Origin of the sequence: Pseudomonas indica NBRC 103045 (assembly GCF_002091635.1) — a bacterium.
Classification (GTDB): Bacteria; Pseudomonadota; Gammaproteobacteria; order Pseudomonadales; family Pseudomonadaceae; genus Pseudomonas_M; species Pseudomonas_M indica.
In genome coordinates, this window is the sequence record NZ_BDAC01000001.1 from 244966 (window position 1) to 267965 (window position 23000).

Genomic DNA, 23000 nt, shown 5'->3' on the forward strand with positions numbered 1-23000 from the left:
GGCGCCCTCCTACGGCTGCCCGGCCTGGGCCGCGCCGAAGCTCGCCGCCACCTTCGTCACGCAGGATTTGGTATGGGCCAGCAACAGGCCCAGGTTGACCTCTTCGGTGGTGTGCACAGCCAACAGCATCAGGTTATTCGCCGCCGGCACCTGGACGATGATGATCTTCCCCTTCTTGCCTTGCAGCAGGGTCATTTCGCCGGAATCGCTGTCGATTTCCCGCAGCATGGTGCCGGACAGCGCCGCCATCGAGCTGGCCATTGCGGCGAGCTTGCCGGCGTTCTGCAGTTCCTTGCCGCGGAACAGGTAGGGATGCCCGTCCCGATAGGCCAGCAGGGCCAGCGAGATACCGTCTACGTTACGCGCCACCAGTTCATCCAACGCCATTTCGCATTGCCGGCGATCCGGCGTCGGCAGCAAGACGGGAATGTGTTTTTGCCTGTCAGACATCGCTGTACTCCGCGCATAGGAAAACCAAGTCGAATATCAGCGCCATGTCTTCGCGGCGACGGGCGTCCACGACGATCACCGGCCCGACCAGGCCATGTCGGCGTAGCGTCTCCGCCACCTGCTCGCGCAGGGCATCGACATTGCCCTGCACCTTGTTGATCGCCGCGACGAAAGGCGTTTCCCCGATCCGTCCGGCGTAAGTGCGCAAAGTCTCCTCCAGGCCCTCCAGCGGCGCGGCGGACGATGCGTCGATCAGCATCACGACGCCGGCCAGGTTCTCCGCCACCGTATCGAACATGAAGGTGAACCGGGACTGGCCGGGCAAGCCGTAGAGCAGCAGGCGCTCGCCATCGCCCAACGACATTTCGCCGTAGTCCAGGGCCACTGTCGTGGTTTCCTTGATCGACGCGAGTCCGTCGGTACAGGCCACGTCGGTGGAGACCACGGGGATATCGCTGACCGCCCCGATGCAGGTGCTCTTGCCCGAGCCGGGCGCACCGATGAATACAAGCTTGTAGGTGATTTTCCGATCCATCACAGACGGCCCAGTAAGTCGGAAACACGTGCCCCGATACGCCGCCAGAAGCCCGGCCGGCGCCCCCCTTTCGTGCTGTCCAGGATCTCGATATCGACCCGGACGCTGACGGCCTTGCGCTCCTGCAGGATGTCGAGACAGGCCATGACCTCGGCTTCCGGCAAATCGCAGCGTTGCGCGATCTGCACTGCCGACAGGCAATTCGTGCGAATGGCCGCCAGGACGCGCCACCACTCTTTCGGCCATTCGCGGAATTCCGCCGGCCACTCGGCCAGCGCGAAACGGCGTACCTCGCTTTCCAGATCCCGCCGGGATGGTCGGGAACGGGAACGGTCGAAAGCACGCCGCTCACCCTCCTGCAACAACGCCAGCACCTCATAACCCCGGAAAGGCCGGTGGAGCGTGCCCGCCACATGGAGGCGGGGGTGGCGGGCGCAGCCGACGGCATGGACGCCCTTGCCCACCAGCGCCTCGAGCAGAGGGCCACCCGCCGAGTCGTCGAGATTCACCACGACGACGTCGGAAACCGAGGAAGGGTCCGTATCCACCTGCCATTCGCGATCCAGGTACTTCCGAATCAAGGGCAGGATGGATAACAGGGCCTTGAGCTGATCCTCGTCGAACAACAGACATGTAACTGACAATTCCGACATATCTCTCGACCGGATGGCCTCTGTCTCGTTTCGCGCGGTCAGACGGAGGCGTCGATCGCGGCCATGGCGGCGCGCGAACGTACGATCACCATGCCGATGTTGGCCGACGCGCGAGTCACGAACACCGCCACATGGTTTTCATCTTTCTTCGAACGCAGGAACACGTGCAGCAGGTTGGTGCTGAACACGATGATTTCCTGGAAGTAATGGGACTTGCGGTCGGTGATGCCGCGGCTGCGGTCGAACAGCTTCTCGATCTCCACCACGTTGCGGCCCTGGAACAGGTCGCCGGTAGCGGCGGCGACCAGGTCGAGCACCTCGCCGGGATGGGAATCGACGGTCTTCACGCCCAGCAGCATGCCGGTGGACATGTCCACGAAACCGCTGGCGACGCACTCGGGAATGCTGGCTTGCGCCTGGGTAAGTGCTTGATCTAGGGACATCTTCATTTCTCCTATGAATGGCTCAACACGGCCGAGAGGTGCCCATCGCTGAGGCGATCGGCGAATTGGTGCAGAAAGTGCGTCTGTGTCTGGCTCTGGATGGCATAGGCCTGTGCGCCGCGTACCCGGGTGATGGCGGAGGCGGCCGTCTCGCCATACCAGAGCAATACCGTCGCGATGGCGGTCCCCGTTCGGCCCAGACCTCCGCGACAGTGGAAGGCGATGCCTTCGTTGCGGGCGACCGCCTCCTCGGCCAGGCGGCAGAACGCCAATGCCTGTTCGAAGTCGGGCGCATCCATATCGGATATGTGGAAATGGTGGTGGACGATGCCGAAGGACGAGCAGCTCCGAGCCAGGGCGGGCACCTCCTCTTCCAGCGTCACCAGATGGCGGACGCCGGCGTCGGCCAGTTGACGGAACTGTAGCTCGGCCGGTGCCACCAGCCCGGGGCGGCTCATGCCGCACAGCACGCCCGGCACGACCCACCAGATGCCATCGACGGATTGCTCGCGGCTACGCGAGCCGAAACCGGCCAGGTGACCGGTCTCCACGTAATGCCTGCCCGCCTCCGTGCGCGGTTGCGCGAACAGGCGATCGGACCGTCCGGCTTCCACCACCGCGCCGGCATCGAATATCGCGCTCATGCCGCCCAGGGCCAGGCAATCGCGTCGGTCATGCGTCGCCATCAGCACGAAGGATCGCTCCGACAACGGCTTCAGCCAGGCCCTGGCCTCGAGGGCGTCGTCTTCGGTCATGCCGGCGGTCGGTTCGTCGAGCACGTACAGCGAGCGCGGGGCTTCGACGAATGTGCGCAACGCCCGCAGCCTGTTCGCGCTCCAGGCCCGTCGCTCCGCGTCGCCGTGCGGCCTGCGCACGCCGGCCTCGATGCCCGTATGTTGTCGATACCAGCCGACACCCCGCGGGGCGGTATGGCAGGGCAAGCCATCCAGCAAGGCCGCTCCGCTCACCGACATTCCGGCATCGAGTTCGCCGGCCACGGCCTGCAACAAGGATGATTTGCCCGCGCCGCCGGGCCCGATCAGCGTCAACGCTCCGGGGCTCGTTACCGATAGATACAGACTGCGAACGACAGGCTTGCCCGACCTGGCGACGCTGAGCTTCCGAACTTCAAACACGCACAGCACCTAGTGGCCGGATCCAAGGGATCGTTCGCAAGAACGAACTCCCGTTAGCGACAGGCTCTTATGGAATTGGGAGAAGTTCGGGATTTTTACCGTCTCGATCAGAACCCGTACAAGTGGACAATTAACGGGATGTGAGGGGCCTTTCGCCGAAGTTGGCAAATGCAACGAGATACACAATACATATCAATATAGAGATAGATCACAATTTCTCATGAACGACGCGCGTAAAGGCCCGTCGTCAGGCCTCTCATGCCATTCATCACATCATTGTGGGTCAGCGCCTCGACGGCGAGGCGAACCCGGTGCGGCAAATGAGGCGCCTGCAACCACAGGGCATGGCATCGTAGAGAAACGCCGGCTGCTCCGTCAGCAATTGCACGAGCGCACCGGAGACGAGGCGCTCGCGCACCAGCCAGGCAAGCACATTCCAATGTTGTGGCAACGACATCCAGATCGTCGAAGCAAAGGCGATGGGAAGGCATGATTCCAGCGAGACAAATCACCCGTTCTCGCTGGACGCGCGCGTAAGCCCGTCGTCAAGCCATCCGGCCATTCATCACATCATTGCGGGTAAAGCGTCCGTCAGCGCCTCGACGGCGAGGCGAACCCGGCGCGGTAAATGAGGCGCCTGCAACCACAGGGCATAGGCATCGTAGAGAAACGCCGGTTGCTCCGGCAGCAACTGCACGAGCGCACCGGAGGAGAGACGCTCGCGCACCAGCCAGGAAGGCAGCCAGGCAAGCCCCATTCCCAGCGTCGCGGCATCGGCAACCGCATCCAGATCGTCGAAACGAAGGCGATTGGCAGGTGTGATTTCCAGCGGCGACTGACCTTCCTGCGGAAACAGCCATGGGCGGATGCGCCCGGATCGCCGATAAATAACGGCTTGGTGTCCCGCCAATTCCTCCACCCGCTGCGGCCGGCCATGCCGCTCGAGATAGGCGGGCGCCGCACACACCAGCATGCGTTGACGTGCCACGCGGCGAGCGACCAGACCGGGCTTTTCCTCCGGATCGCCGGTACGAATGGCGAGGTCGTAGTCGTCCTCGGCCAGGTCGGAGAAGCGGTCGCTGAACGACAGGTCCAGCTCCAGTGCCGGATACTGCTGCGCCAGTTTCAGCAGCACGGGCGCCACACAGCGACGGCCGAAGTGCACGGGCATGGTGACGTGCAACCGGCCGCGCGGCTCGGCCAGTTGGTCGGCTACCAGCGCATCCGCCGCTTCCACCTCGGCCAACACGATCCGGCAGCGTTCGTAATAGGCACGGCCGAAATCCGTGAGGCTCTGGCGGCGAGTGGTCCGGGTCAGGAGCCGTACGCCCAGGCGCTCCTCGAGAAAACGTACATGCTTGCCCACCATGGGCCCGGACAGTTCCAGTGCCTCGGCAGCCGCGGTGAACGAGCCCAGATCCACGGCCTTGACGAACACCGCCATGCTGGTGAGGCGATCCATATTGGAAACTCCTGGTTTCGACTGTTCTGGCTGTACGACGATTTATCCGCCGATACGGCACCACCATAGTGTATTCGGTCCTTTCAATTTGGAGTCGAACACCATGGCCCGCGTCGTCCGCTTTCACCAACTGGGTGGTCCCGAGGTTCTGCGCATCGAGCACGTCGACATACCGGACCCCAGCCAGGGCGAAGTCCGGATTCGCGTCAAGGCATTGGGCCTGAACCGGGCCGAAGCGCTGCTACGCGCCGGAACCTACATCGAAACGCCGACCTTCCCCTCGGGCCTCGGCCTCGAAGCGGCGGGCCTCATCGAAGCGGTCGGCCCCGGTGTGGAAGGGCTCGCGCCGGGCGACGCGGTCAGCTTGGTACCACCGCAATCGATGGTCCGCTGGCCCACCTATGGCGAGCGCATCAACATGCCCGCCGCGCTGGTGGTCAAGCACCCGCCGGCACTCGACTGGGACACGGCCGCCGCCACCTGGATGCCCTACCTGACTGCTTACGGCGCCCTGATCGACCTCGCCGGGCTACGCCGGGGCGACTTCGTGGTGGTGACGGCGGCCTCCAGCAGTGTCGGCCTGGCGGCGATCCAGATCGCCAATCGGGTGGGTGCGATACCCATCGCGGTAACGCGGACGTCCGCCAAGTGGCAGGCTCTGCTCGAACAGGGTGCGGCCTATGTGGTGGCGTCGGGCGAAGAGGATCTGGCCGCTCGGCTGGCGGAAATCAGCGGCACCCAAGGCGTACGGGTCGTGCTCGACCCAATCGGCGGCCCGATAGTCGCCCCCTTGACCGCAGCCATGGCAGAGGGCGGCATCTTCATCGAATACGGCGGCCTGAGCCCTGAACCCACGCCCTTCCCCTTGTTCGCCGTGCTGAGCAAGCGGCTGACCCTGCGCGGCTACCTCGTCCACGAGATCACCGGCGACCCGGTCCGCCTGGAGGCCGCCAAGCGCTTCATCCTCGACGGGCTGGAGTCCGGCGCGTTCCGGCCGGTGATCGCCAGGACCTTCGTCTTCGACCAGATCGTCGAGGCGCATCGCTACCTGGAGTCCAACGAGCAGTTCGGCAAGGTCGTGGTGAGGGTTTGATTGGGTTACCCCGATCATGGCCCAGTCCGAAACACCGATCTTGGCACTGGGTCACCGGGCCAAGGCTGCGTAGATTCTCGCTCACCGGCCACGGTTGTTCTGCTCGACGCAGACGGACGTCGGTATCCCTTCATCTTTCAGCGAATGACGACCATGAGCCAGCGCATCGACTACTTCAAGATTTCCAAACAAGCCGCCAACAAACTCGTCGAACTCAACATGCTCCTGACCGAGAAGCCGTTCCTCAACGAGGTCGGCCATCTGGTCACGCTGCGGGCATCGCAGTTGAACGGCTGCGCCTTCTGCGTGGACATGCACGTGAAGGAAGCCAAGATCCACGGCGAGCGCGAACTGCGCCTGCACCATGTCGCGGTGTGGCGCGAATCGCCGCTGTTCTCGCCCCGCGAGCGCGCCGTGCTGGCGTGGACCGAGGCCCTGACCCAGTTGCCGCCGCACGGCGTCTCGGATGCACTGTTCGATAGCGTGCGCGAGCAGCTGTCGGAACAGGAACTGTCCGACCTGTCCTTCCTCATCGTCGCCATCAACGGCTGGAACCGCCTGAACGTGGCCTTCCAGGCGGTGCCGGGCACGCTCGACAAGCTGTACGGGCTGGACAAGGCCAACCTGAGCTGAGCCGCTCGCGTCAGAGCGACTGTCGGATCAGCACGCCGAGCTGCTCGGCCTGGCTGGCCATGGCGCAGTTGGTGAAACTGACCAGCAAGCCCGAGCCGCGGTGTTCCGATGCCCACCAGGGCGACAGCGGCTGCCCGGCCACGCCATGCGCCAGCAGTCGCTCGGCCACCGGCAGGTCGCTGCCCTCGCCGGGCAGGCGCAGGAGCAGGTGCATGCCGCCTGGCGAAGGCTCCACCCGCGCACAGCCGCCCAGCCCACGCGCCAGGGCGGCGGCGGTGAGGGCCCGACGCTCGCTGTAGAGCCGGCGCATGCGCTGGATATGACGGGCGAAGTGGCCTTCGGCCATGAAGTCAGCGACGATGGCCTGGGTCATCGCCGGTGTCGTCGCGGCGAAGAGCATGCGCCCCACGCGCTCGAAGGTGGCGACCTGGGCCTGCGGTACCACGAGGTATGCCAGCCGGATACCGGGAAACAGCACCTTGCTGAAGGTGCCCGTGTACAGCACGCGACCGTGACGGTCCAGGCTCGCCAAGGCGGGCAGCGGACGGCTCACGTAGCGGTACTCGCCGTCGTAATCGTCTTCCACCACCCAACTGCCGGATGCCGCCGCCCAATCGAGCAGCGCCTGCCTGCGCGGCAGCGAGAGCGTCATCGACAACGGACTCTGGTGCGCCGGGGTGACGACCGCCACCCGCGCATCGCGGGCGAGCGCAACGCCGCGCGCCACGTCCAACCCCTCCTCATCCACCGCGACCGGCACCGTCTGCAGTCCGAACTGCTTCAGAATCTGCCGTGCCGGTGGGTAGCCGGGATCTTCCACCCAGGCCCGCTCGCCCGGACGCAGCAAGGCATGGGCGACGAATTGCAGGCTGCTGCGCCAACCGGCAGTGACGAATACCTGGTGCGCCCCGCAATCGATCCCGCGCGCCACTTGCAGGTACGAGGCGATGGCGCTGCGCAAGGCGGGCAAGCCATGGGGCGGTGGATAATCCAGGTCCGCCAGGCTCATGCCGCGCGCGTAGCGCGCGCCCAGCCGCGCCCAGGTCTTGCGCGGGAACGCATCCAGCGCCGGCACGCCCATCTGGAACGGCAACAGATGCGAGGGTCGCCAGAGTACATCCTGCTCGAGACCGGACGGCTGCGGTGTATCGGTCGGAGGTGCGGCAGGAGGTAGGATGGGCTGCAGTTCCGGGTTCACCACCGTACCGGCCTGCCCACGCGCCAGCAGGTAGCCTTCGCTGACCAGCAGCGAATAGGCCAGCTCCACGGTCCCGCGCGCCACGCCCAGCTCCTTGGCCAATGCGCGCGCCGACGGCACGCGATCGCCTGGTCCCAGGGTACTGGCGGCGATGGCACCTCGTACCCGTTCATACAGTTGGCGATAGAGCGGCTCGTTTCCCTGTGGGGAGAGCGGCGAAAAGGCATCGTGCAGGGGCATGGACATGGCCTAGTCGGAAAGTCGTTTCATGGCTCAATGCATTGTGGCATAGCCGGCCTACCATGCCGCCATGACCTACTTACATCACCAATCACTCCCCAGCGTGCTGGACTTGGCCGACCCGGCATTACGCCCGCTCGACGGGCCCGGCGACCTGCGCGCCGCCTACCCGGTGATGCGCGAATTGCGTCCTCACTTGGCCAGCGAGGCCGACTTCCTCGCCCGCGTCGAACGCATGCGGCCCCAGGGCTATCGCCTCGTCGGCGCTTTCGATGGCGCCGCGCTGGTGGCGCTGGCCGGCTACCGGTTGCAGGAAAACCTGGTGTACGGCGCCTTCCTCTACGTGGACGATCTCATCACCGCCGAGCCCCACCGTGGCGGCCACTGGGGCGCCCGCCTGCTGCGCGCACTCGACCGCGTGGCACGCGCCGAAGGCTGCGCGCGGCTGGTGCTGGACACCGGTCTCGCCAACGCGCGTGCCCAGCGCTTCTACTTCCGCGAGGGGCTCTACACCGGCGCGCTGCGCTTCCAGAAGCTGCTCGACAGCCACTGATCATCACTTCCGAGGACCACGCCATGCCCCTCCAGGACACCGCCTCCCTCCGCGTACTGCGCCTCATCTGCAGCCCACGCGGCTCGGATTCCGAAAGCTACCGGCTGTCGCAGCAGATCCTCGACGGGCTGGCGAGCCAGGCCGGCGAGCGCGGTCTCGAACTCACCGACCTCGACCTCAACGACTTGCCCCATGTCGACCATGACTATGCCGCCGCCCTCGCCTCGCCAGTCGAGCCGGAGCGTATGCATCCCGGCAGCGCCCTGCACCGCTCCGACACATTGATCCGGCAACTCGAGGCAGCCGACGTCCTGCTGATCGCCACACCCATGCACAACTACACCGTGCCCTCGGCGCTCAAGGTCTGGATCGACCATATCGTGCGGATACGTATCACCTTCATCGGCACGCCCCAGGGCAAACAGGGCGTCCTGCGCGACCGCCCCGTCCACGTCGCCATCGCCTCGGGCGGCCCTTTCAGCGGCGAGAACGCCCGGCAGCCGGACTTCCTCCGCCCCTACCTCAAGGCCGCGCTGGGTACCGTGGGCTTGCACGACCTACACTTCTTCGCCGTCGAAGGCACGGCGCGGGGGGATGCGGCCCTGGAAGCGGCGCGGGAACGGGCCGGGGTGGCAGTCGGGGAATTTTTTGCGATGACGCGTTGAGAGGGGCGACAGTCGATCGTCTTGCCTGACTTGGCCCACGACACGGGTGCAGGAACGGTCCTAACAAACAGGCTTCTGGTCTGAACCGGTGCGAATGGCTCGACTCCGCCCCCTCACCCGGCCCTCTCCCCAGCGGGGCGGGGGGCGGTATGTGCGGGCTTACAGACGCTCGAATTCCTCCATCTTTTAGCCAACACACGGACACCTTGAACGGCATTAACTGAGGACCGTTCGATTGGGCCACTACCTCCCGTAGGGGTGAATTCATTCGCCCGGCGAAGCCCCGCCGGGCGGATAAATCCGTCACTATCCGGTCAGTCCTTGCTCAGATCGACCAGCGGCACCTGGCGGACTTCGGTCTTGCGGCCGGCCTGGAGGCTGTCGACCTGCTTCACGGCCTTGTCCACGGCGACTTTGTCGGCGAGGAGTTGGAAACGCACGTCGAAGTGGCGCTGTTCCTTCGGACCGATGCTCGGGACGAGGCCAAGCGGGCGTTGGTAGCGGCGGTTGTAGGAGAAGCTGGTGCCGGGCTCCAGACCGGTGACGTAACCCTGGCCCTGGGTGTCGGTGTTCTTCCACAGGGAGAACACCGGCAACTGCTGGGTATTGAAGCCCACCGCGATGCCCCGGTCGCCGGCCTTATTGTGGAGGATGGCAAGGGTGTCGCCGCGCTCGTCGGCATAGGGGATGACGTTGTAGACGGTTTCGTCGTAGTCCGGCGTCGGTGCGCGATAGGTCTGCCAGGTGGCGAGATCGCCCTTGGCCTTGTCGTTGAAGGGCGAGACCTGCTTCACCGGGGCGACGAAGCGGGCGTCCTCTTCCAGCAGCGGGGAACCGAAGTTGTTGTGGTACAGCGCCTGGTATTCCTTGGGATAGTCGCCGTTGTTGGTCAGGGTGTCGTGAAGGCTGAAGGCCGTGGCACCAGGCTCGACGGCCAGTTCGGTGTGGATGCTGAAGTCCACTTTCTTGAAGGCTTTTTCTTGCAGCTCGCCGCGCAAGCGGATGCGGTACGGCGGTTTCTCGTCGATTTCCAGTACCACGCGGGAGGCCGGGATGTTGGCGGCGCGGCCGTGGAGGGTGAGCAACTCGCCGTTGTCCACACCGGGGTGGCCGACCCATTCGTAGCCGCAGCGGGTGACCAACTCGTTGAAGCCCTCCAACCAGCCCAGCCCGCCACGGCCGTTGAGTTCGATGAAGGCCGGGTTGACCACTTCGTTCACGGGCGAATCCCAGCCCAGGCGCACGTCGCCAGCCTGGGCGCGGAGGACGTTCATGCCGCGGGTGGGAATGACGGTGAGGGTCATGGCGCCGTTATCGATGTCGATCAGGCTGACGCCTTCCTGTCGGCCGCCATGCAGAGTGCGCAGGCTGACACTGAAGGGCCGGTCGGCCTTGATGCCGAGCTCTTCGCTGGTGACACGCCAGTTCTGCGCCGGGGTATCGGCGTCAATGAGAACACGTTCCCAGGCCATGGCGGGCAGGGAAAAGCAGGCAGCGAGGCCGACGAGCAGGCGGGAGCAGTGCATGGTGAAGTCCTTTGTTGTTGTTCGGGTTGGGTAAAATTAGCTGAATCGATTCAGCTTGCAAACCCAAAAACCAGCATCTACCTGCCTTCGTAGAAGCCAGCTCTGCTGGCGAAGCTTCTCTGCGGCTCATTCGCGAGCAGAGCTCGCTCCTACAGCCACTCGATGAGGCGCCCCGGATGGGCGAATGAATTCGCCCCTACGAACAGGCTCCCGAATACGTCTCCACCCAGGTACGCACCGCGGCGTAGGGGTAGTCTTCCAGGGAAGCGAAGCCGGTAATGCCCTTGGCTTTCAGCTTGGTGAACAGCGGCACGCTGATGCCGCAGAGGAAGCGGGTCAGGCATTCGGCACTGGGGTGGCCGGCTTTCAAGGCCTGGTAGCGCTGGATGAAGTCGCCGCAGAGAGCGTTCACATCCTGCCCTTCCAGCGGCGGCAGCGCGGGCGGCTCGGGCAGCCGGGCGACGAGGCCGTGACACACCGAGCAGTGGCCGCAGCGCATCGGGGCGTCGTGGTCGCCGAAGTAGTCGGCCAGGCGATGGCTGAGACAGTGGTCGCTGGCAAACAACGCGAGCATGGCGTGAATGCGGGCGATTTCACTGGTTTCGTGCTGCTTGAAGTAGCCATGCAGCTCGCCGCTCAGGACCTCGGCGTCGAAGTCGCGCCGGAGCACGCTGTAGACCTCGGTCATCTGCTTGCTTTCCAGTTCGATCCAGCCTTTTTCCTGGAACCAGTCCAGCGCCTTGACCACCCGGCTGCGCTCGGCGCGGTGGTTCCGATAGAGGGCGTCGAAATCCACGGTGCACCAGGTGCGAGCACGGGCCGAGGTCTGCACGATGGCCTCGACGAACTGACGCCGCTCGCCATCGAAATGGCCGACCAGCGTCTCCGGCTCGATGAGGTACTTGAAGCGATACTCGGCGAAATAGGCATAGCGCGGGGCGATGAGGCCGCGCAGCTCCAGTTGCACCAGCAGGGTTTTCAACGGCAGTTGGCGGATGTTGCTCTGCTCGGAGAGCGCGTTGAGCATCAGCTCCCATTGCCCGTCAGGTGCGGCCAGCAGTTCATCGAGCACGCAGCGGATGCCATCGCGCTCGGCGGTATCGCCGTAGACGAAGTTTTCCAGCACATTGAGGCTGTCGCGGTTAGCCAGCACCAGGCAGTCGGACGGCTGCCCGTCGCGGCCGGCGCGGCCAATTTCCTGGCTGTAGTTCTCGATGGATTTCGGCAGGTCGTAGTGCACCACGTTGCGGATGTCCGACTTGTCGATGCCCATGCCGAAGGCAATGGTGGCGACGATGCCGTTCAACCGCCCTTCCATGAACTGGCGCTGGGTCGCCTCACGTTTCTCGTGGGGCATGCCGGCGTGGTAGGCGCTAACGGCGATGCCATGCCGGCTCAGGTGCTCGGCCACCTGTTCGGCGGTTTTCTGCTGGGTGACGTAGACGACGCTCGGCTGGCCCGAGCGGCTGGACAGCCAGTCGACCAGCCGGCGCAGCTTGTCGCGCCCGCTCACCGGTTCGACCAGCAGGTTGAGATTGGGTCGGTAGAACCCTGTGGTAACGACGTCTTCGGCAGCGATGGCGAATTTCGCCCGCATATCGGCGATTACTGGAGGCGTCGCGGTGGCGGTGAGCAGCAGCACCTGCGGGATGCCGAACTGGCGCTGATAGTCGGGCAGCTTGAGATAGTCCGGGCGGAAGTTGTGGCCCCATTCAGAGATGCAGTGGGCTTCATCCACCACCAGCAGGGAGATCGGCACCTGGGCGATGAAGTGGCGGAAGCGTTCGTTCTTCAGGCGCTCCACCGAGATCATGAGGATCTTCAGCTCGCCGGCCTTGGCCTTGCTCATCACCTCGCTGACCTGCTCGCGGCTCTGCGCCGAGTCGATGCTGGCGGCAGCGATACCGTGCCGGCGGAGGAAAGCCAGTTGATCCTGCATCAGCGCCAGCAGGGGCGAGACCACCAGGGTGAGGTGCGGCAGGTGCAGGGCCGGCAGTTGGTAGCACAGCGATTTGCCGGAACCGGTGGGAAAGATCGCCGCCGCGGATCGGCCGGCGACCACGCTTTCGACGACCGCTTCCTGGCCGGGACGGAACGCGGCATAGCCAAACACGCGTTGAAGGCTTTGCTTGAGCATGGGGTGTCACTCCTTTGACCGCTCGATGAGGGTTAAACCTTAACGCAGCGGTCGTGGGTGAATCCGTGAACCGATCCTGCCGCCCCACTGGACGGAGTTGGCGATTTTGCCCGCCACGAACGTCTCGCTTGCAGCGGCGAATTCATTCGCCAACGGAGCACGGTCCCGGATTGCGCTTGGGCTTATCCGGGCTACGTCAGGCTCACGGCGAGCCCCGATAACGAAAAAGCCGCCCGGAGGCGGCTTTTTCATGAACGCTCGGCTCAGAGCTGCGGGCCGGCGTTGCGGATGGCGTCGGAGACGTCGAACTTCTTGAAGTTCTCGATGAACTGCTTGGCGAGGGCCTTGGCAGCCTCGTCGTAGGCGTTCTGGTCTGCCCAGGTGTTGCGCGGGTTGAGCAGGTTGGTCTCGACACCCGGAACGGTCTTCGGCACGTCCAGGTTGATGATCGGCAGGTGCTCGGTCTCGGCACCGATCAGCGCGCCACTCTGGATCGCCGCGATCACGCCACGGGTTGTCGGGATGTTGAAGCGCTTGCCGACGCCGTAGCCACCGCCGGTCCAGCCGGTGTTGACCAGGTAGACCTTGGAACCGAAGCCACGGATACGCTTGATCAGCAGCTCCGCGTACTCACCGGCCGGACGCGGGAAGAACGGCGCACCGAAGCAGGTGGAGAAGGTGGACTTGATGCCGCCGCCGGAGCCCATTTCGGTGGAGCCGACCAGGGCGGTATAGCCGGACAGGAAGTGATAGGCAGCCTGCTCTTCGTTGAGGATCGACACGGGCGGCAGCACGCCGGTCAGGTCGCAGGTCAGGAAGATCACGGCGTTCGGCTCGCCGGCGCGGTTGGCGTCGACGCGCTTCTCGATCAGATCGCGCGGGTAGGCGGCGCGGGTGTTCTGGGTCAGGCTGCCGTCGGCATAGTCAGGCTGGCGGGTTTCCGGGTGCAGCACGACGTTTTCCAGCACGGCGCCGAACTGGATGGCTTTCCAGATGACCGGCTCGTTCTTTTCGGAAAGGTCGATGCACTTGGCATAGCAGCCGCCTTCGATGTTGAACACGCTGCCCACGCCCCAACCGTGCTCGTCGTCGCCGATCAGGTAGCGGCTTTCGTCGGCGGAGAGGGTGGTCTTGCCGGTGCCGGAGAGACCGAAGAACAGGGTCACGTCGCCCTCTTCGCCCATGTTGGCGGCGCAGTGCATCGGCAGCACGTCGGCGTCCGGCAGGAGGAAGTTCTGCACGGAGAACATGGCTTTCTTCATTTCACCGGCGTACTGCATGCCGGCGAGGAGGACCTTCTTGGCGGCGAAGTTGATGATCACGCAGCCGTCGGAGTTGGTGCCGTCACGGGCCGGGTCGCACTCGAAGAACGGGGCGTTGAGGATCAGCCACTCGCTCTTGGAAGCCGGGTTGAACTGCTCGGGGTTGATGAACAGGCAACGGCCGAACAGGTTGTGCCAGGCGGTTTCGGTGGTCATCTTGACCGGCAGGTAGTGCGCCGGATCAGCCCCTACGTGGACGTGGGAAACGAAGCGGTCGCGCTCGCCGAGGTAGGCTTCGACGCGGGCCCAGAGGGCGTCGAATTTGTCCGCCGGGAACGGCCGGTTGATCGCGCCCCAGGCGATGGCAGCCTGGGTGGTCGACTCTTCGACGATGAAGCGGTCGGCCGGAGAGCGGCCGGTACGATGACCGGTCTTCACCACCAGCGATCCGTTGGCGGCCAGTTCGCCTTCACCGCGACGGATGGCCTCTTCGACCAGTTGTGCAGTGCTGATGTCGGTGTAGACGGCGTGGTTGGCTTGCATCATGTGGGTCCCCGTCGGCCAGAGGCCGAGTCCTTCGAACGTTTTGTAGTGAGACGCAGGCCTCGCTACAGCGAAAAAAGTGGGCGCGATTATGCCAGAAAAGCGCGCGGTGGGTAGGAACCTCTGATCCGGTCAAAGGTTCCCTGGTCATGCAGATTCAGTGCCGGGTCTTGGACGGAGCCCCGCTCCCGCCACCGGCGAACAATTGAGCCACATCGGCGGCGTCGAAGATGTAGCGCTGGTTGCAGAATTGGCAATCGATCTCGACTGTACCGTCGTTTTCGTCGAGCAGCAGCTCGGCATCCTGCTGGCCGAGGCTGACCAGGGCGTTCGCCGAACGTTCCCGCGAACAACTGCAGCGGAACTCCAATGCCTGCGGGTCGAACAGCCGCACGGTCTCCTGGTGATAGAGGCGGCGCAGCAGGGTCTCGTTGTCCAGGCCGAGCAGTTCTTCGGCGGTCAGTGTGTCGGCCAGGGTGGTCATGTGCTGCCAGCTGGCTTCGCGCTCTTCCGGGTCCTTGAGGCGGTCGGCCGGCAGTTGCTGGAGCAGCAGGCCACGAGCGCGGCGACCGTCGGCATTGAGCCAGAAGCGCGTCGGCAATTGCTCGGAGGTGGCGAAATAGCCGGACAGGCACTCGGCCAGATTGGCGCCCTCGAGGGCGACGATACCCTGGTAGCGCTGACCCTGGCGCGGATCGACGGTGATCGTCAGCACGCCCTCCGGCATCAGGCTGCGCAGGTCGGCGCCCGGCAGCACCTGCTCGGCGTGGTAGCGGGCAATGCCGCGCACTTCACGCTCGCTGGAGCATTCCACCATCAGCAGCGGCACGGCGCCGGCGGAACGCGCCTGGAGTACCAGCAGCCCATCGAACTTGAGGGTGCCGACCAGCAATGCCGCGGCGGCGAGTATCTCGCCCAGCAGTTGCGCCACCGGTTCCGGGTAGGGGTGTTTGGCCAGGACGTGGCCGTAGCTGTCGTTCAGGGTGGCCAGTTCGCCCCGGATGTCGGTGTCTTCGAAGAGGAACCGCTGGGTGTGATCGAAATCGTGCATAGGGAACCGGTCGTCGCGGAGTGAAGGAATCACGGCGGGCCGCGCCTGGCGCGCCCGTCACGGGATTCGGGGAGGAAAGACCGGAATTCTAGGGGATAACCCCCAGCCTCTCCAAGCCGGGGCGATCGCCGGCCCGCGACCGCTCGAAGCCCGTGGCCTAAGAACCTGTTTACGATCTCGCGAGCTAGAGCCATGCAAGGCGAAAACAGGCGAGGACGCGGAGTTTACGAGTTGTAAATGAGCAGTCCGAGCCTGTTTTCAACGCAGCAGGGCCGACGCGCAGCAGATCGTAAACAGGTTCTAAGCGCCGTCGCGGAAAAAATGAATCTGCCGCCTCTGCTTCTTGGTCGGACGGCCGTCGGTCTGGATGCCGAGGGCACCGGCCTTGCGCAGCGCGGCGGCCTGCTCGCGGCGCTGGATGCTGTCGGCGGTTTCCTCGTAAAGCGCCTGCGCTTCCGGCGCGCCCCGGCGGACGCCGGAAAGGGCGCGGACCACGACGGTACGCTCGTCGAACCCGGTGCGGATGGTCAGTTCATCGCCCACCCGGGGTTCCTTGGCCGGTTTGCAGCGCTCGCCACGGCAGTGCACCTTGCCGCCCTCGATGGCCGCCTTGGCCAGGGCACGGGTCTTGTAGAAGCGTGCGGCCCACAACCATTTGTCCAGGCGGACTTTGTCGTCGTCTTTTTCGTTCATTGCGTCACTCTTCGGCTACCGTCTCTTCTGTTGGACACGGCGATGGATGCGGTTGTCATTTGCCCCAACTAGAATGCCGCCAATTCATTCGGAAAGCCTACCTTGAAGACGTTCGACCACCTTTCCGTGATCGGCCTGCGCGAGTGGATCGCCCTCCCCGACCTGGGTGTGGCCGGCCTGCGCGCGAAGATCGACACCGGTGCCAGCACCTCGGCGCTGCACGCCACCGAGATCGTCGAGTTCGAGCGCGACGGCGCGCCCTGGGTGCGCTTCACCGCGCACCTCGGCACCCTGGTGCAGCTGCGCCATCGCCACTGCGAAGCGCCATTGGTGGCGGTGAAGACGATCAAGAGTTCGAACGGCCAGGCCCAGAGCCGCTACGTCATCCGCACCACGCTGTCCCTCGGCGACCGCGCCTGGCCGGTGGAATTCACCCTGACCTGCCGCAAGGCCATGCGCTACCGCGTGCTGCTGGGTTCGAAGGCCCTGGTCGAGGGGCAACTGGTGGTCAACCCCGCGCTTTCCTATGTCCAGGACAAACCCTCGCTCCCCTCTCTCGCTGGTGCCCAATGAAAATTGCCGTGCTTTCGCGCAATCCGCGTCTGTATTCGACTCGTCGTCTGGTGGAAGCCGGTGAGCAACGTGGTCATGAAATGGTGGTGATCGACACCCTGCGTGCATACATGAACATCGCCAGCCACAAGCCGCAGATCCATTACCGCGGCAAGCGGCTGGAGGGCTTCGACGCGGTGATCCCGCGCATCGGCGCGTCGATCACCTTCTACGGCTGTGCGGTGCTGCGCCAGTTCGAGATGATGGGCGTCTGCCCGCTCAACGAATCGGTGGCCATCGCCCGCTCGCGCGACAAGCTGCGCGCGCTGCAACTGCTTTCCCGGCGCGGCATCGGCCTGCCGGTGACCGGCTTCGCCCACTCGCCGGACGATATCCCCGATCTGATCCAGATGGTCAACGGCGCCCCGCTGGTGATCAAGGTGCTGGAAGGCACCCAGGGCATGGGCGTGGTGCTCTGCGAGACGGAAAAGGCGGCGGAATCGGTGATCGAGGCGTTCATGGGCCTGAAGCAGGACATCATGGTCCAGGAATACATCAAGGAAGCCGGCGGCGCGGACATCCGCTGCTTCGTGGTGGGCGACAAGGTGATCGCCTCCATGAAGCGCCAGGCCAAGCCCGGCGAATTCCGCTCCAACCTGCACCGCGGCGGCACCGCCAGCCTGATCAAGATCACCCCCGAGGAACGCATGACGGCGATCCGCGCGGCCAAGGTGATGGGCCTCAACGTGGCCGGGGTGGACATCCTGCGCTCCAACCACGGGCCGCTGGTGATGGAAGTGAATTCCTCGCCCGGCCTGGAAGGCATCGAGCAGACCACCGGCAAGGACGTCGCCGGGATGATCATCCAGTATCTGGAAAAGAACGGCGGGCCGAACCTGACGCGGACCAAGGGCAAGGGGTAAGGGCTTGAGGGGTGAGTCCCCCCATTCACTTAGGCGATGTGACTCTCGCGCGCATCCATCCAGGCGAGAAAGGCGGTTTCGTTCAGCGGCCGGCTGAAATGAAATCCCTGCCCCAGGGCACAACCGTGGCGGCGCAGGCTGTCCAGCTGGACCTGGCTCTCGATGCCCTCGGCCACGCACTCCAGACCCAGGTTGCGGGCGATCACCAGGATGGTCTCCACCAGCATCGCACCGCTGGTTTCGCCATCGAGATCGCCGACGAAGCTGCGGTCGATCTTCAGCCGGTCCAGCGGCAGGCGCTTGAGGTAGGTGAGCGACGAATAGCCGGTACCGAAGTCATCGATGGCGAAACGCACGCCGAGCCGCTTCAGTGCCTGCATGGCGGCGATGCACTGCTCGGCGTCTTCCAGCAGGACGCCTTCGGTGATCTCCAGCTCCAGCGCGGCAGCCGGCACGCCATGGCGTTGCAGGCAACTGCTGATGCGCTGGGCGAAGTCGGGCTGGCGCAGCTCGCGCGGGCTGATGTTCACCGCCAACACCAGTTCCGGCCACTGCACTCGCCAGCGCGCCAACGCGGCGCAGGCCTGCTCCAGCACCCAATTGCCGAGTTCGTGGATCATCCCGGTTTCTTCCGCCAGCGCGATGAAGTGGGTGGGAGTGACTTCACCGCGTTCGGGATGCGACCAGCGCACCAGCACCTCGGCCCCGGCCACGCGCCCGGAGGCGAGTGACAGCTGCGGCTGGAACACCAGGCGCAACTGGCCACGCGTCATGGCCTGACGCAGTTCGTTCTGCAGTTGCAGGCGCTGGTCGATGGCGGCCTGCATCTCGGGGGCGAAGAAGTGCAACGCGTTGCGCCCGCCCTGCTTGGCCCGGTACATGGCGGTGTCCGCCTGCTTGAGCACATCGGCTGCAGCCTGGCCGCCGAGGGGATGCAAGGAGATGCCGATACTGGCGCTGATCGACAGTTCGTGGCCGTCGATGCGATAGCCGCCGATCAGGCTGGCCAGCAGCTTCTCGCCCACCTCGGCGGCATGCTCGGCGGCGACTTCCGGGGTATCCGCCATGGCCTCCAGCAAGACCACGAACTCATCGCCGCCGAGCCGCGCCAGGGTGTCCTCGGCGCGCAGACCGCCGGCCAGACGCGCCGTGACTTCGCGCAACAGGCCGTCGCCGACCGGGTGGCCGAGGCTGTCGTTGACCGTCTTGAAGTGGTCGAGGTCGATGAACAACAAGGCGCCATATCGGCCTTCCCGCTGCTCTCGGGCCATGGCGTGCTGCAGGCGGTCGAGCAGCAGGCGGCGGTTGGGCAACCCGGTCAGTTCGTCGCTATAGGCCAGGCGTTCGATTTCCCGCTGATAACGCTGGCGCTCGGAAATATCGGTGAAGCTCAGGCGGACCAACCGCCCTTCCCCGCCCGGCAGCAGGACCAGGCGTGCCTCGCAAGGGCGCACGCGGCCGGCGGCATCGCGCACCAGCCAGTCGAACACCGGCGCTTCGCCAGCGAGCGCCGCCTCGATCTGGCGGCTGGCGACCTCTTCTGACGACTCGCCGCCCCCCTGCAACACCGGACTGAAATGCGCCGGACGCTTGCCGAGCAACTGCTCGCGGGGCAGACCGAACAGGCGGGCAGCGTTCTCGTTGGCTTCGACGATGCCGCGCTCGGTATCGAACACCAGGATGGCTTCCGGCGCATGCTCCACCAGGGTGCGGTAACGGGCTTCGGCTTCGTAGCGGTCGCTGATGTCTTCCACCAGGGTCAGGCAGGCTTCCAGCCGGCCGTCGGCATCGCGTACCGCGCGAACGCTGACGCGGGTGTAGACCGGACTGCCGTCCGGACGCAGGAAGCGTTTCTCCAGCTCGTAGCCATCCCGCGAGCCGTCCTGCAATTCCTCCAGGCGCGCCTGGTCGGCCGGGAGATCGTCGGGGTGGGTAATGGCTGCCCAGGTGGTGGCGTTCAGCTCTTCGCGGGACCGCCCGAGAATGCTGCACAGCTTGTAATTCACCTCTTCCCAGCGCTGCTCGGGGGTGGTCAGGGCCATGCCGATCAGCGGTGCTTCGAAGAACAGCCGCAGACGCTCGTCGCGTTCCTGCAACTGGCGCTCGGCCTGCTTGCGCGCGGTCAGGTCCTGCAGCGCGCCGTAGATGCGGATCACCCGCTCGCCATCGCGCTCCACCAGCCCGCGGGCGCGGACCCAGCGCGGATTGCCGCGGGCGGTGCTCAGGTGCAACTCGATATCGAAGCTGTCCTGCCCTTTGAACAACTGGCGCAGGGTGGTCCAGGCCAGTTCGCGGCTGTCATCGTCGAGGTAGGCCAGGGCCTGGCGGTACTCCAGCGCACCGTCGCCGGGTTCGCGCTCGAAGATGCGGTAGCTGCCTTCGCTCCAGAACATCCGGTAGCCGGGCAGTTCCAGCACCCAGCCGCCGAGGTCGGCGATGGTTTCGGTCTGGGTCAGCAGATGGGTCTGGCGCAGCAGCTCCTCGCGACGCTTGGCCAGTTCCTGGGCCAGCCGCTCGCGGCTGGTGACGTCATGTTGCAGGCTGAGAAAGTGGCTGATGCCCCGCTCGTCGCGCATCGGCGCCACGGTGACTTCGTTCCAGAACGGCCGGCCGTCCTTGCGGTAGTTGCGCAGCACCACCTGGCAGGTCTCGCCCCGGTTGCGCGCATGCTGCATGCGGGGCAGTTCGTGCTGGCCCTGGTCCCTGCCGAGCAGGAAATCGCTAGGCTGCCCCAGCGTCTCGGCGCGGGAATAGCCGCTGATGCGCTGGAACGCCGGGTTGCAATAGATCAACGGAAGCCCCTCGGCACGCGCGTCGGCGATGCTGACACCGAGCGGGCTGGCCTCCAGGGCGAGGTTGGCCAGCGCCAGTTGCTGCTGCATCCGCGCGCTGCGCGCCAGCGCCCGGCGCATGTCGCTGAGGCTGCGACCCACCAGGAGCATCGCGATCATCATCAACAGCACGCTGAGGTGGAGACTGGTGCGCTGCGGGCCGAACCACTCCGGTTGGGTCTGCAGCGGCGCCACCAGCGGCAGCGCCAGGACCAGCAGGCTGGTCAGCACGGCGCCGCACAGCGCACCGGGAAAACCCCAGACCAGGGCCAGGACCAGCATGGCGAAACCGATCAGCGGCAAGGTCTGCAACCAGGGCAAGGCCACCAGCAGGCCGGGCAGGCCAACCAGCAGGACCAACAGCAGAGGCCAGGGCGGCAGGCGCTGCGGAACGGGTTCGTCAATCGTCGCCGCGCTGTCGGGCGCCGCGCGCAACCAGCCCTTGCGGCGCAGCGGAGGGGTGCCGAAATGCAGCAACGGCAGGGCGATGGCCAGGACGCTGAGGCTGTCGGCCAATCCGAGGGCCAGGCTGGCATGCAGCCAGTCGCCAGCCGGCAGATGGCCGGTGATGACGAGGTTGCCCTGCACGCCGAGCGCCACCATCGAGGACGGCAGCAGCACACCGAGCAGAATGAAGCGCAGCAGATGATTGAATTCGTTCAGCGCCGGATCGAAGCCGCGCCGGGCGGTCATCAGCCAGCCCAGCCCCACGGCCAGGGTTTCCGGCAGGGCATGCAGCGGCGCCCAGTGCCAGTCCAGATCCCACAACGGCACGCTCAACAGCGCATTGAGGAACAGCGCGGGGAGTATCCGTGGCCCCCACCAGAGGCTGAACGCCAATCCCAGGGCGAAGGGCACATACCAGATCGCCACCCCGCTGGAGAACTGGGTGGAAAGGGATAACCAGGTGCCCAGCTGGAACAACGGCAGGGGCAGCCACCAGGTCCATCGGGGCTGGCGGTCGGATACAACGGGCATAGCGACCTCATGGCAAAGCGCCGCCATAGCATAGTTCAGCAGCCGGTGGCCCGTCTGCATGCCGTGCTGGCGTTATGCCCGAACGGTCGTCCCGTGTCAGACCGCGTCGCGCGGCAGCATCAACCCCAACGGCAGGCACACCCTGGCCTCCAGTCCGCCACCGGAACGGTTGCGCAGTTCCACGCTGCCGCCATGCAGCGCGGCGATGCGCTTGACGATGGCCAGGCCGAGGCCGGTGCCCTTGCCGCCCCGGGCGCGGTCGCCGCGAATGAAGGGGTTAAAGATGTCGGACATTTCCGTCGGGTCGATACCGGGGCCGCGGTCCAGCACGCTGAGCACCACGTAGGGCGCACGGCAGTCGCCGGATACGTAGGCGGCCACCTCGACCTGCTGGCCGCCATGGCGCAGGGCGTTTTCCACCAGGTTGGTCAGCAGCCGCTTGACCGACACCCGGCGCAGCGGGATCGGCGGGATTTGCTCCAGGCACAGCCGTACCTGTTCACCCTTCTGGTTGAACGGCGCCACCACCTCCTGGGCCAGCTCGCCGAGATCGACGTCTTCCACCGGCTCGTCGCGACCGTCGCGGATGAAGGCGAGGAACTGATCGAGGATGGCGTCCATGTCCTCGATGTCGCGCACCATGTCCTCGGCGAACTCGTTGTCGTTGCCCAGCAGTTCGAGGGACAGGCGTAAGCGGGTCAGCGGGGTGCGCAGATCGTGGGAGACGCCGGCAAGCATCAGTTCGCGCTCACGGCCGGCCTGTTCGACGTCCTCGGCCATCTGGTTGAAGGCCCGGTAGACCTCGGTCATCTCGCTCGGCGTATTGCCGATCGGCAAGCGCACGCTACGGCCCTGGCCGACCTGGCGGGCGGCGAACACCAGGCGCTTGAGCGGCGCGCTGAGCTGGCGGACGAAAATCCAGGCGGCGGCGGTGGAGAGCAGGCCGATCCCGAGGAACCAGCCGAGCACGTTCCAGATACGCTGCCCGCGCAACGGGTGCGGATAGAGCGGCACTTTCAGCCAGTCGTCGCCCAGGCTCGGCGCGTACACCCAGAGCGCCGGCGGACTCTTCACCCGCACCCGCACCTCGGTGTCCGGCCCCAACTCGGTGCGCATCTGGCGCTGGAAGATTTCGCTGTACGGCCAGTGCTGTTCGCTGAGCGGCACGGCATCGCGCTGGACCAGCGTGAGCCCGGCCTCGCGGGCGATGTCGTCGCGCGACGAAGGCTCGGCCGCCCAGTAGGCGCGCAGGGTGAGCGCCGCGCCGTGGCTGTACTGGCGGTCCACCAGGACGTCCTCGTTCATCATCAGATAGACGAGGGTCAGCGCCTTGGAAAACAGCACCACGATCAGCACCAGCCAGAGGGTGCGGGCGAAGAAACTTTGCGGGAACCAGAGGGGAGCCTTCATCAGCTGCAAGCTCCAAGCTTAAAGCTACAAGTA

The 23000-nt window shown here is 65.5% G+C and carries 20 protein-coding genes; 6 read left to right on the forward strand and 14 right to left on the reverse strand.

Annotated elements, in window-relative coordinates:
• Nucleotides 1–9: 9 nt before the first annotated feature.
• The 6 genes from PIN01S_RS01050 to PIN01S_RS01075 all read right to left on the reverse strand — a co-directional run bounded on the left by PIN01S_RS01050 (nt 10) and on the right by PIN01S_RS01075 (nt 4679).
• The gene (locus tag PIN01S_RS01050; RefSeq protein ID WP_084333034.1) at nt 10–450 is read right to left on the reverse strand and encodes a roadblock/LC7 domain-containing protein; all 441 of its coding nucleotides are present in this window, start codon (nt 448–450) and stop codon (nt 10–12) included.
• Nucleotides 443–985: a GTP-binding protein gene (locus tag PIN01S_RS01055; RefSeq protein WP_084333036.1), complete on the reverse strand. Its 543-nt coding sequence runs from the start codon at nt 983–985 to the stop codon at nt 443–445. Before PIN01S_RS01055 ends, PIN01S_RS01050 begins: the two co-directional genes overlap by 8 nt.
• Nucleotides 985–1611: a hypothetical protein gene (locus PIN01S_RS26615; RefSeq protein ID WP_084333038.1), complete on the reverse strand. Its 627-nt coding sequence runs from the start codon at nt 1609–1611 to the stop codon at nt 985–987. The genes PIN01S_RS01055 and PIN01S_RS26615 overlap by 1 nt, the downstream gene beginning before the upstream one ends.
• Before the next feature lie 65 nt (nt 1612–1676).
• Nucleotides 1677–2081 (reverse strand): hypothetical protein, encoded by a 405-nt coding sequence (locus tag PIN01S_RS01065; protein WP_084333040.1) that lies wholly within the window; start codon nt 2079–2081, stop codon nt 1677–1679.
• Nucleotides 2082–2092: 11 nt separating this feature from the next.
• Complete coding sequence (locus PIN01S_RS01070) at nt 2093–3130, reverse strand: phosphatase domain-containing putative toxin (protein WP_084333042.1); 1038 nt, start codon at nt 3128–3130, stop codon at nt 2093–2095.
• 652 nt (nt 3131–3782) lie between these two features.
• Entirely contained in the window at nt 3783–4679 is an 897-nt protein-coding gene (locus PIN01S_RS01075; protein WP_084333044.1) for a LysR family transcriptional regulator, read from the reverse strand.
• 103 nt (nt 4680–4782) lie between these two features.
• Between PIN01S_RS01075 and PIN01S_RS01080 the strand changes: the two genes are divergently transcribed.
• Both PIN01S_RS01080 and PIN01S_RS01085 read left to right on the forward strand, forming a co-directional pair.
• Nucleotides 4783–5772, forward strand: coding sequence for a zinc-dependent alcohol dehydrogenase family protein (locus tag PIN01S_RS01080; protein ID WP_084333046.1), 990 nt, complete (start codon nt 4783–4785; stop codon nt 5770–5772).
• 144 nt (nt 5773–5916) lie between these two features.
• Entirely contained in the window at nt 5917–6405 is a 489-nt protein-coding gene (locus tag PIN01S_RS01085) for a carboxymuconolactone decarboxylase family protein (RefSeq protein ID WP_423814493.1), read from the forward strand.
• A gap of 10 nt (nt 6406–6415) precedes the next feature.
• On the opposite strand, the gene pdxR is transcribed toward PIN01S_RS01085, so the two are convergent.
• Nucleotides 6416–7849: a MocR-like pyridoxine biosynthesis transcription factor PdxR gene (gene pdxR / locus PIN01S_RS01090; RefSeq protein WP_212633045.1), complete on the reverse strand. Its 1434-nt coding sequence runs from the start codon at nt 7847–7849 to the stop codon at nt 6416–6418.
• Between the two features lie 64 nt (nt 7850–7913).
• Here pdxR and PIN01S_RS01095 point away from each other — a divergent pair, with 64 nt between their 5' ends.
• Together PIN01S_RS01095 and PIN01S_RS01100 are read left to right on the forward strand one after the other, a co-directional pair.
• Nucleotides 7914–8396, forward strand: coding sequence for a GNAT family N-acetyltransferase (locus PIN01S_RS01095; RefSeq protein WP_084333050.1), 483 nt, complete (start codon nt 7914–7916; stop codon nt 8394–8396).
• 23 nt (nt 8397–8419) lie between these two features.
• Nucleotides 8420–9061 (forward strand): FMN-dependent NADH-azoreductase, encoded by a 642-nt coding sequence (locus PIN01S_RS01100; protein ID WP_084333052.1) that lies wholly within the window; start codon nt 8420–8422, stop codon nt 9059–9061.
• 314 nt (nt 9062–9375) lie between these two features.
• Here PIN01S_RS01100 and PIN01S_RS01105 read toward each other — a convergent pair whose 3' ends face one another.
• The 5 genes from PIN01S_RS01105 to PIN01S_RS01125 form a co-directional block, all read right to left on the reverse strand.
• Nucleotides 9376–10587 (reverse strand): aldose 1-epimerase family protein, encoded by a 1212-nt coding sequence (locus PIN01S_RS01105; protein ID WP_084333054.1) that lies wholly within the window; start codon nt 10585–10587, stop codon nt 9376–9378.
• A gap of 196 nt (nt 10588–10783) precedes the next feature.
• Entirely contained in the window at nt 10784–12724 is a 1941-nt protein-coding gene (locus PIN01S_RS01110) for a RecQ family ATP-dependent DNA helicase (RefSeq protein ID WP_084333056.1), read from the reverse strand.
• Nucleotides 12725–12987: 263 nt separating this feature from the next.
• Complete coding sequence (locus tag PIN01S_RS01115; RefSeq protein ID WP_084333058.1) at nt 12988–14532, reverse strand: phosphoenolpyruvate carboxykinase; 1545 nt, start codon at nt 14530–14532, stop codon at nt 12988–12990.
• A gap of 154 nt (nt 14533–14686) precedes the next feature.
• Nucleotides 14687–15580 (reverse strand): Hsp33 family molecular chaperone HslO, encoded by an 894-nt coding sequence (gene hslO, locus PIN01S_RS01120; RefSeq protein WP_084333060.1) that lies wholly within the window; start codon nt 15578–15580, stop codon nt 14687–14689.
• A gap of 300 nt (nt 15581–15880) precedes the next feature.
• The gene (locus tag PIN01S_RS01125) at nt 15881–16273 is read right to left on the reverse strand and encodes an RNA-binding S4 domain-containing protein (protein ID WP_084333062.1); all 393 of its coding nucleotides are present in this window, start codon (nt 16271–16273) and stop codon (nt 15881–15883) included.
• A 102-nt stretch (nt 16274–16375) separates the two neighbouring features.
• Between PIN01S_RS01125 and rimB the strand changes: the two genes are divergently transcribed.
• Both rimB and rimK read left to right on the forward strand, forming a co-directional pair.
• Nucleotides 16376–16846, forward strand: a complete 471-nt coding sequence (gene rimB / locus PIN01S_RS01130) for a retropepsin-like aspartic endopeptidase RimB (RefSeq protein ID WP_084333064.1) — start codon at nt 16376–16378, stop codon at nt 16844–16846.
• Nucleotides 16843–17748: a 30S ribosomal protein S6--L-glutamate ligase gene (gene rimK, locus PIN01S_RS01135; RefSeq protein ID WP_084333066.1), complete on the forward strand. Its 906-nt coding sequence runs from the start codon at nt 16843–16845 to the stop codon at nt 17746–17748. Before rimB ends, rimK begins: the two co-directional genes overlap by 4 nt.
• Before the next feature lie 29 nt (nt 17749–17777).
• On the opposite strand, the gene PIN01S_RS01140 is transcribed toward rimK, so the two are convergent.
• A complete protein-coding gene (locus tag PIN01S_RS01140) occupies nt 17778–21557 on the reverse strand; it encodes a bifunctional diguanylate cyclase/phosphodiesterase (RefSeq protein ID WP_084333068.1) in 3780 nt (1259 codons plus the stop codon).
• A 96-nt stretch (nt 21558–21653) separates the two neighbouring features.
• Nucleotides 21654–22967: an ATP-binding protein gene (locus tag PIN01S_RS01145; RefSeq protein WP_084333070.1), complete on the reverse strand. Its 1314-nt coding sequence runs from the start codon at nt 22965–22967 to the stop codon at nt 21654–21656.
• Between the last annotated feature and the right edge of the window lie 33 nt (nt 22968–23000).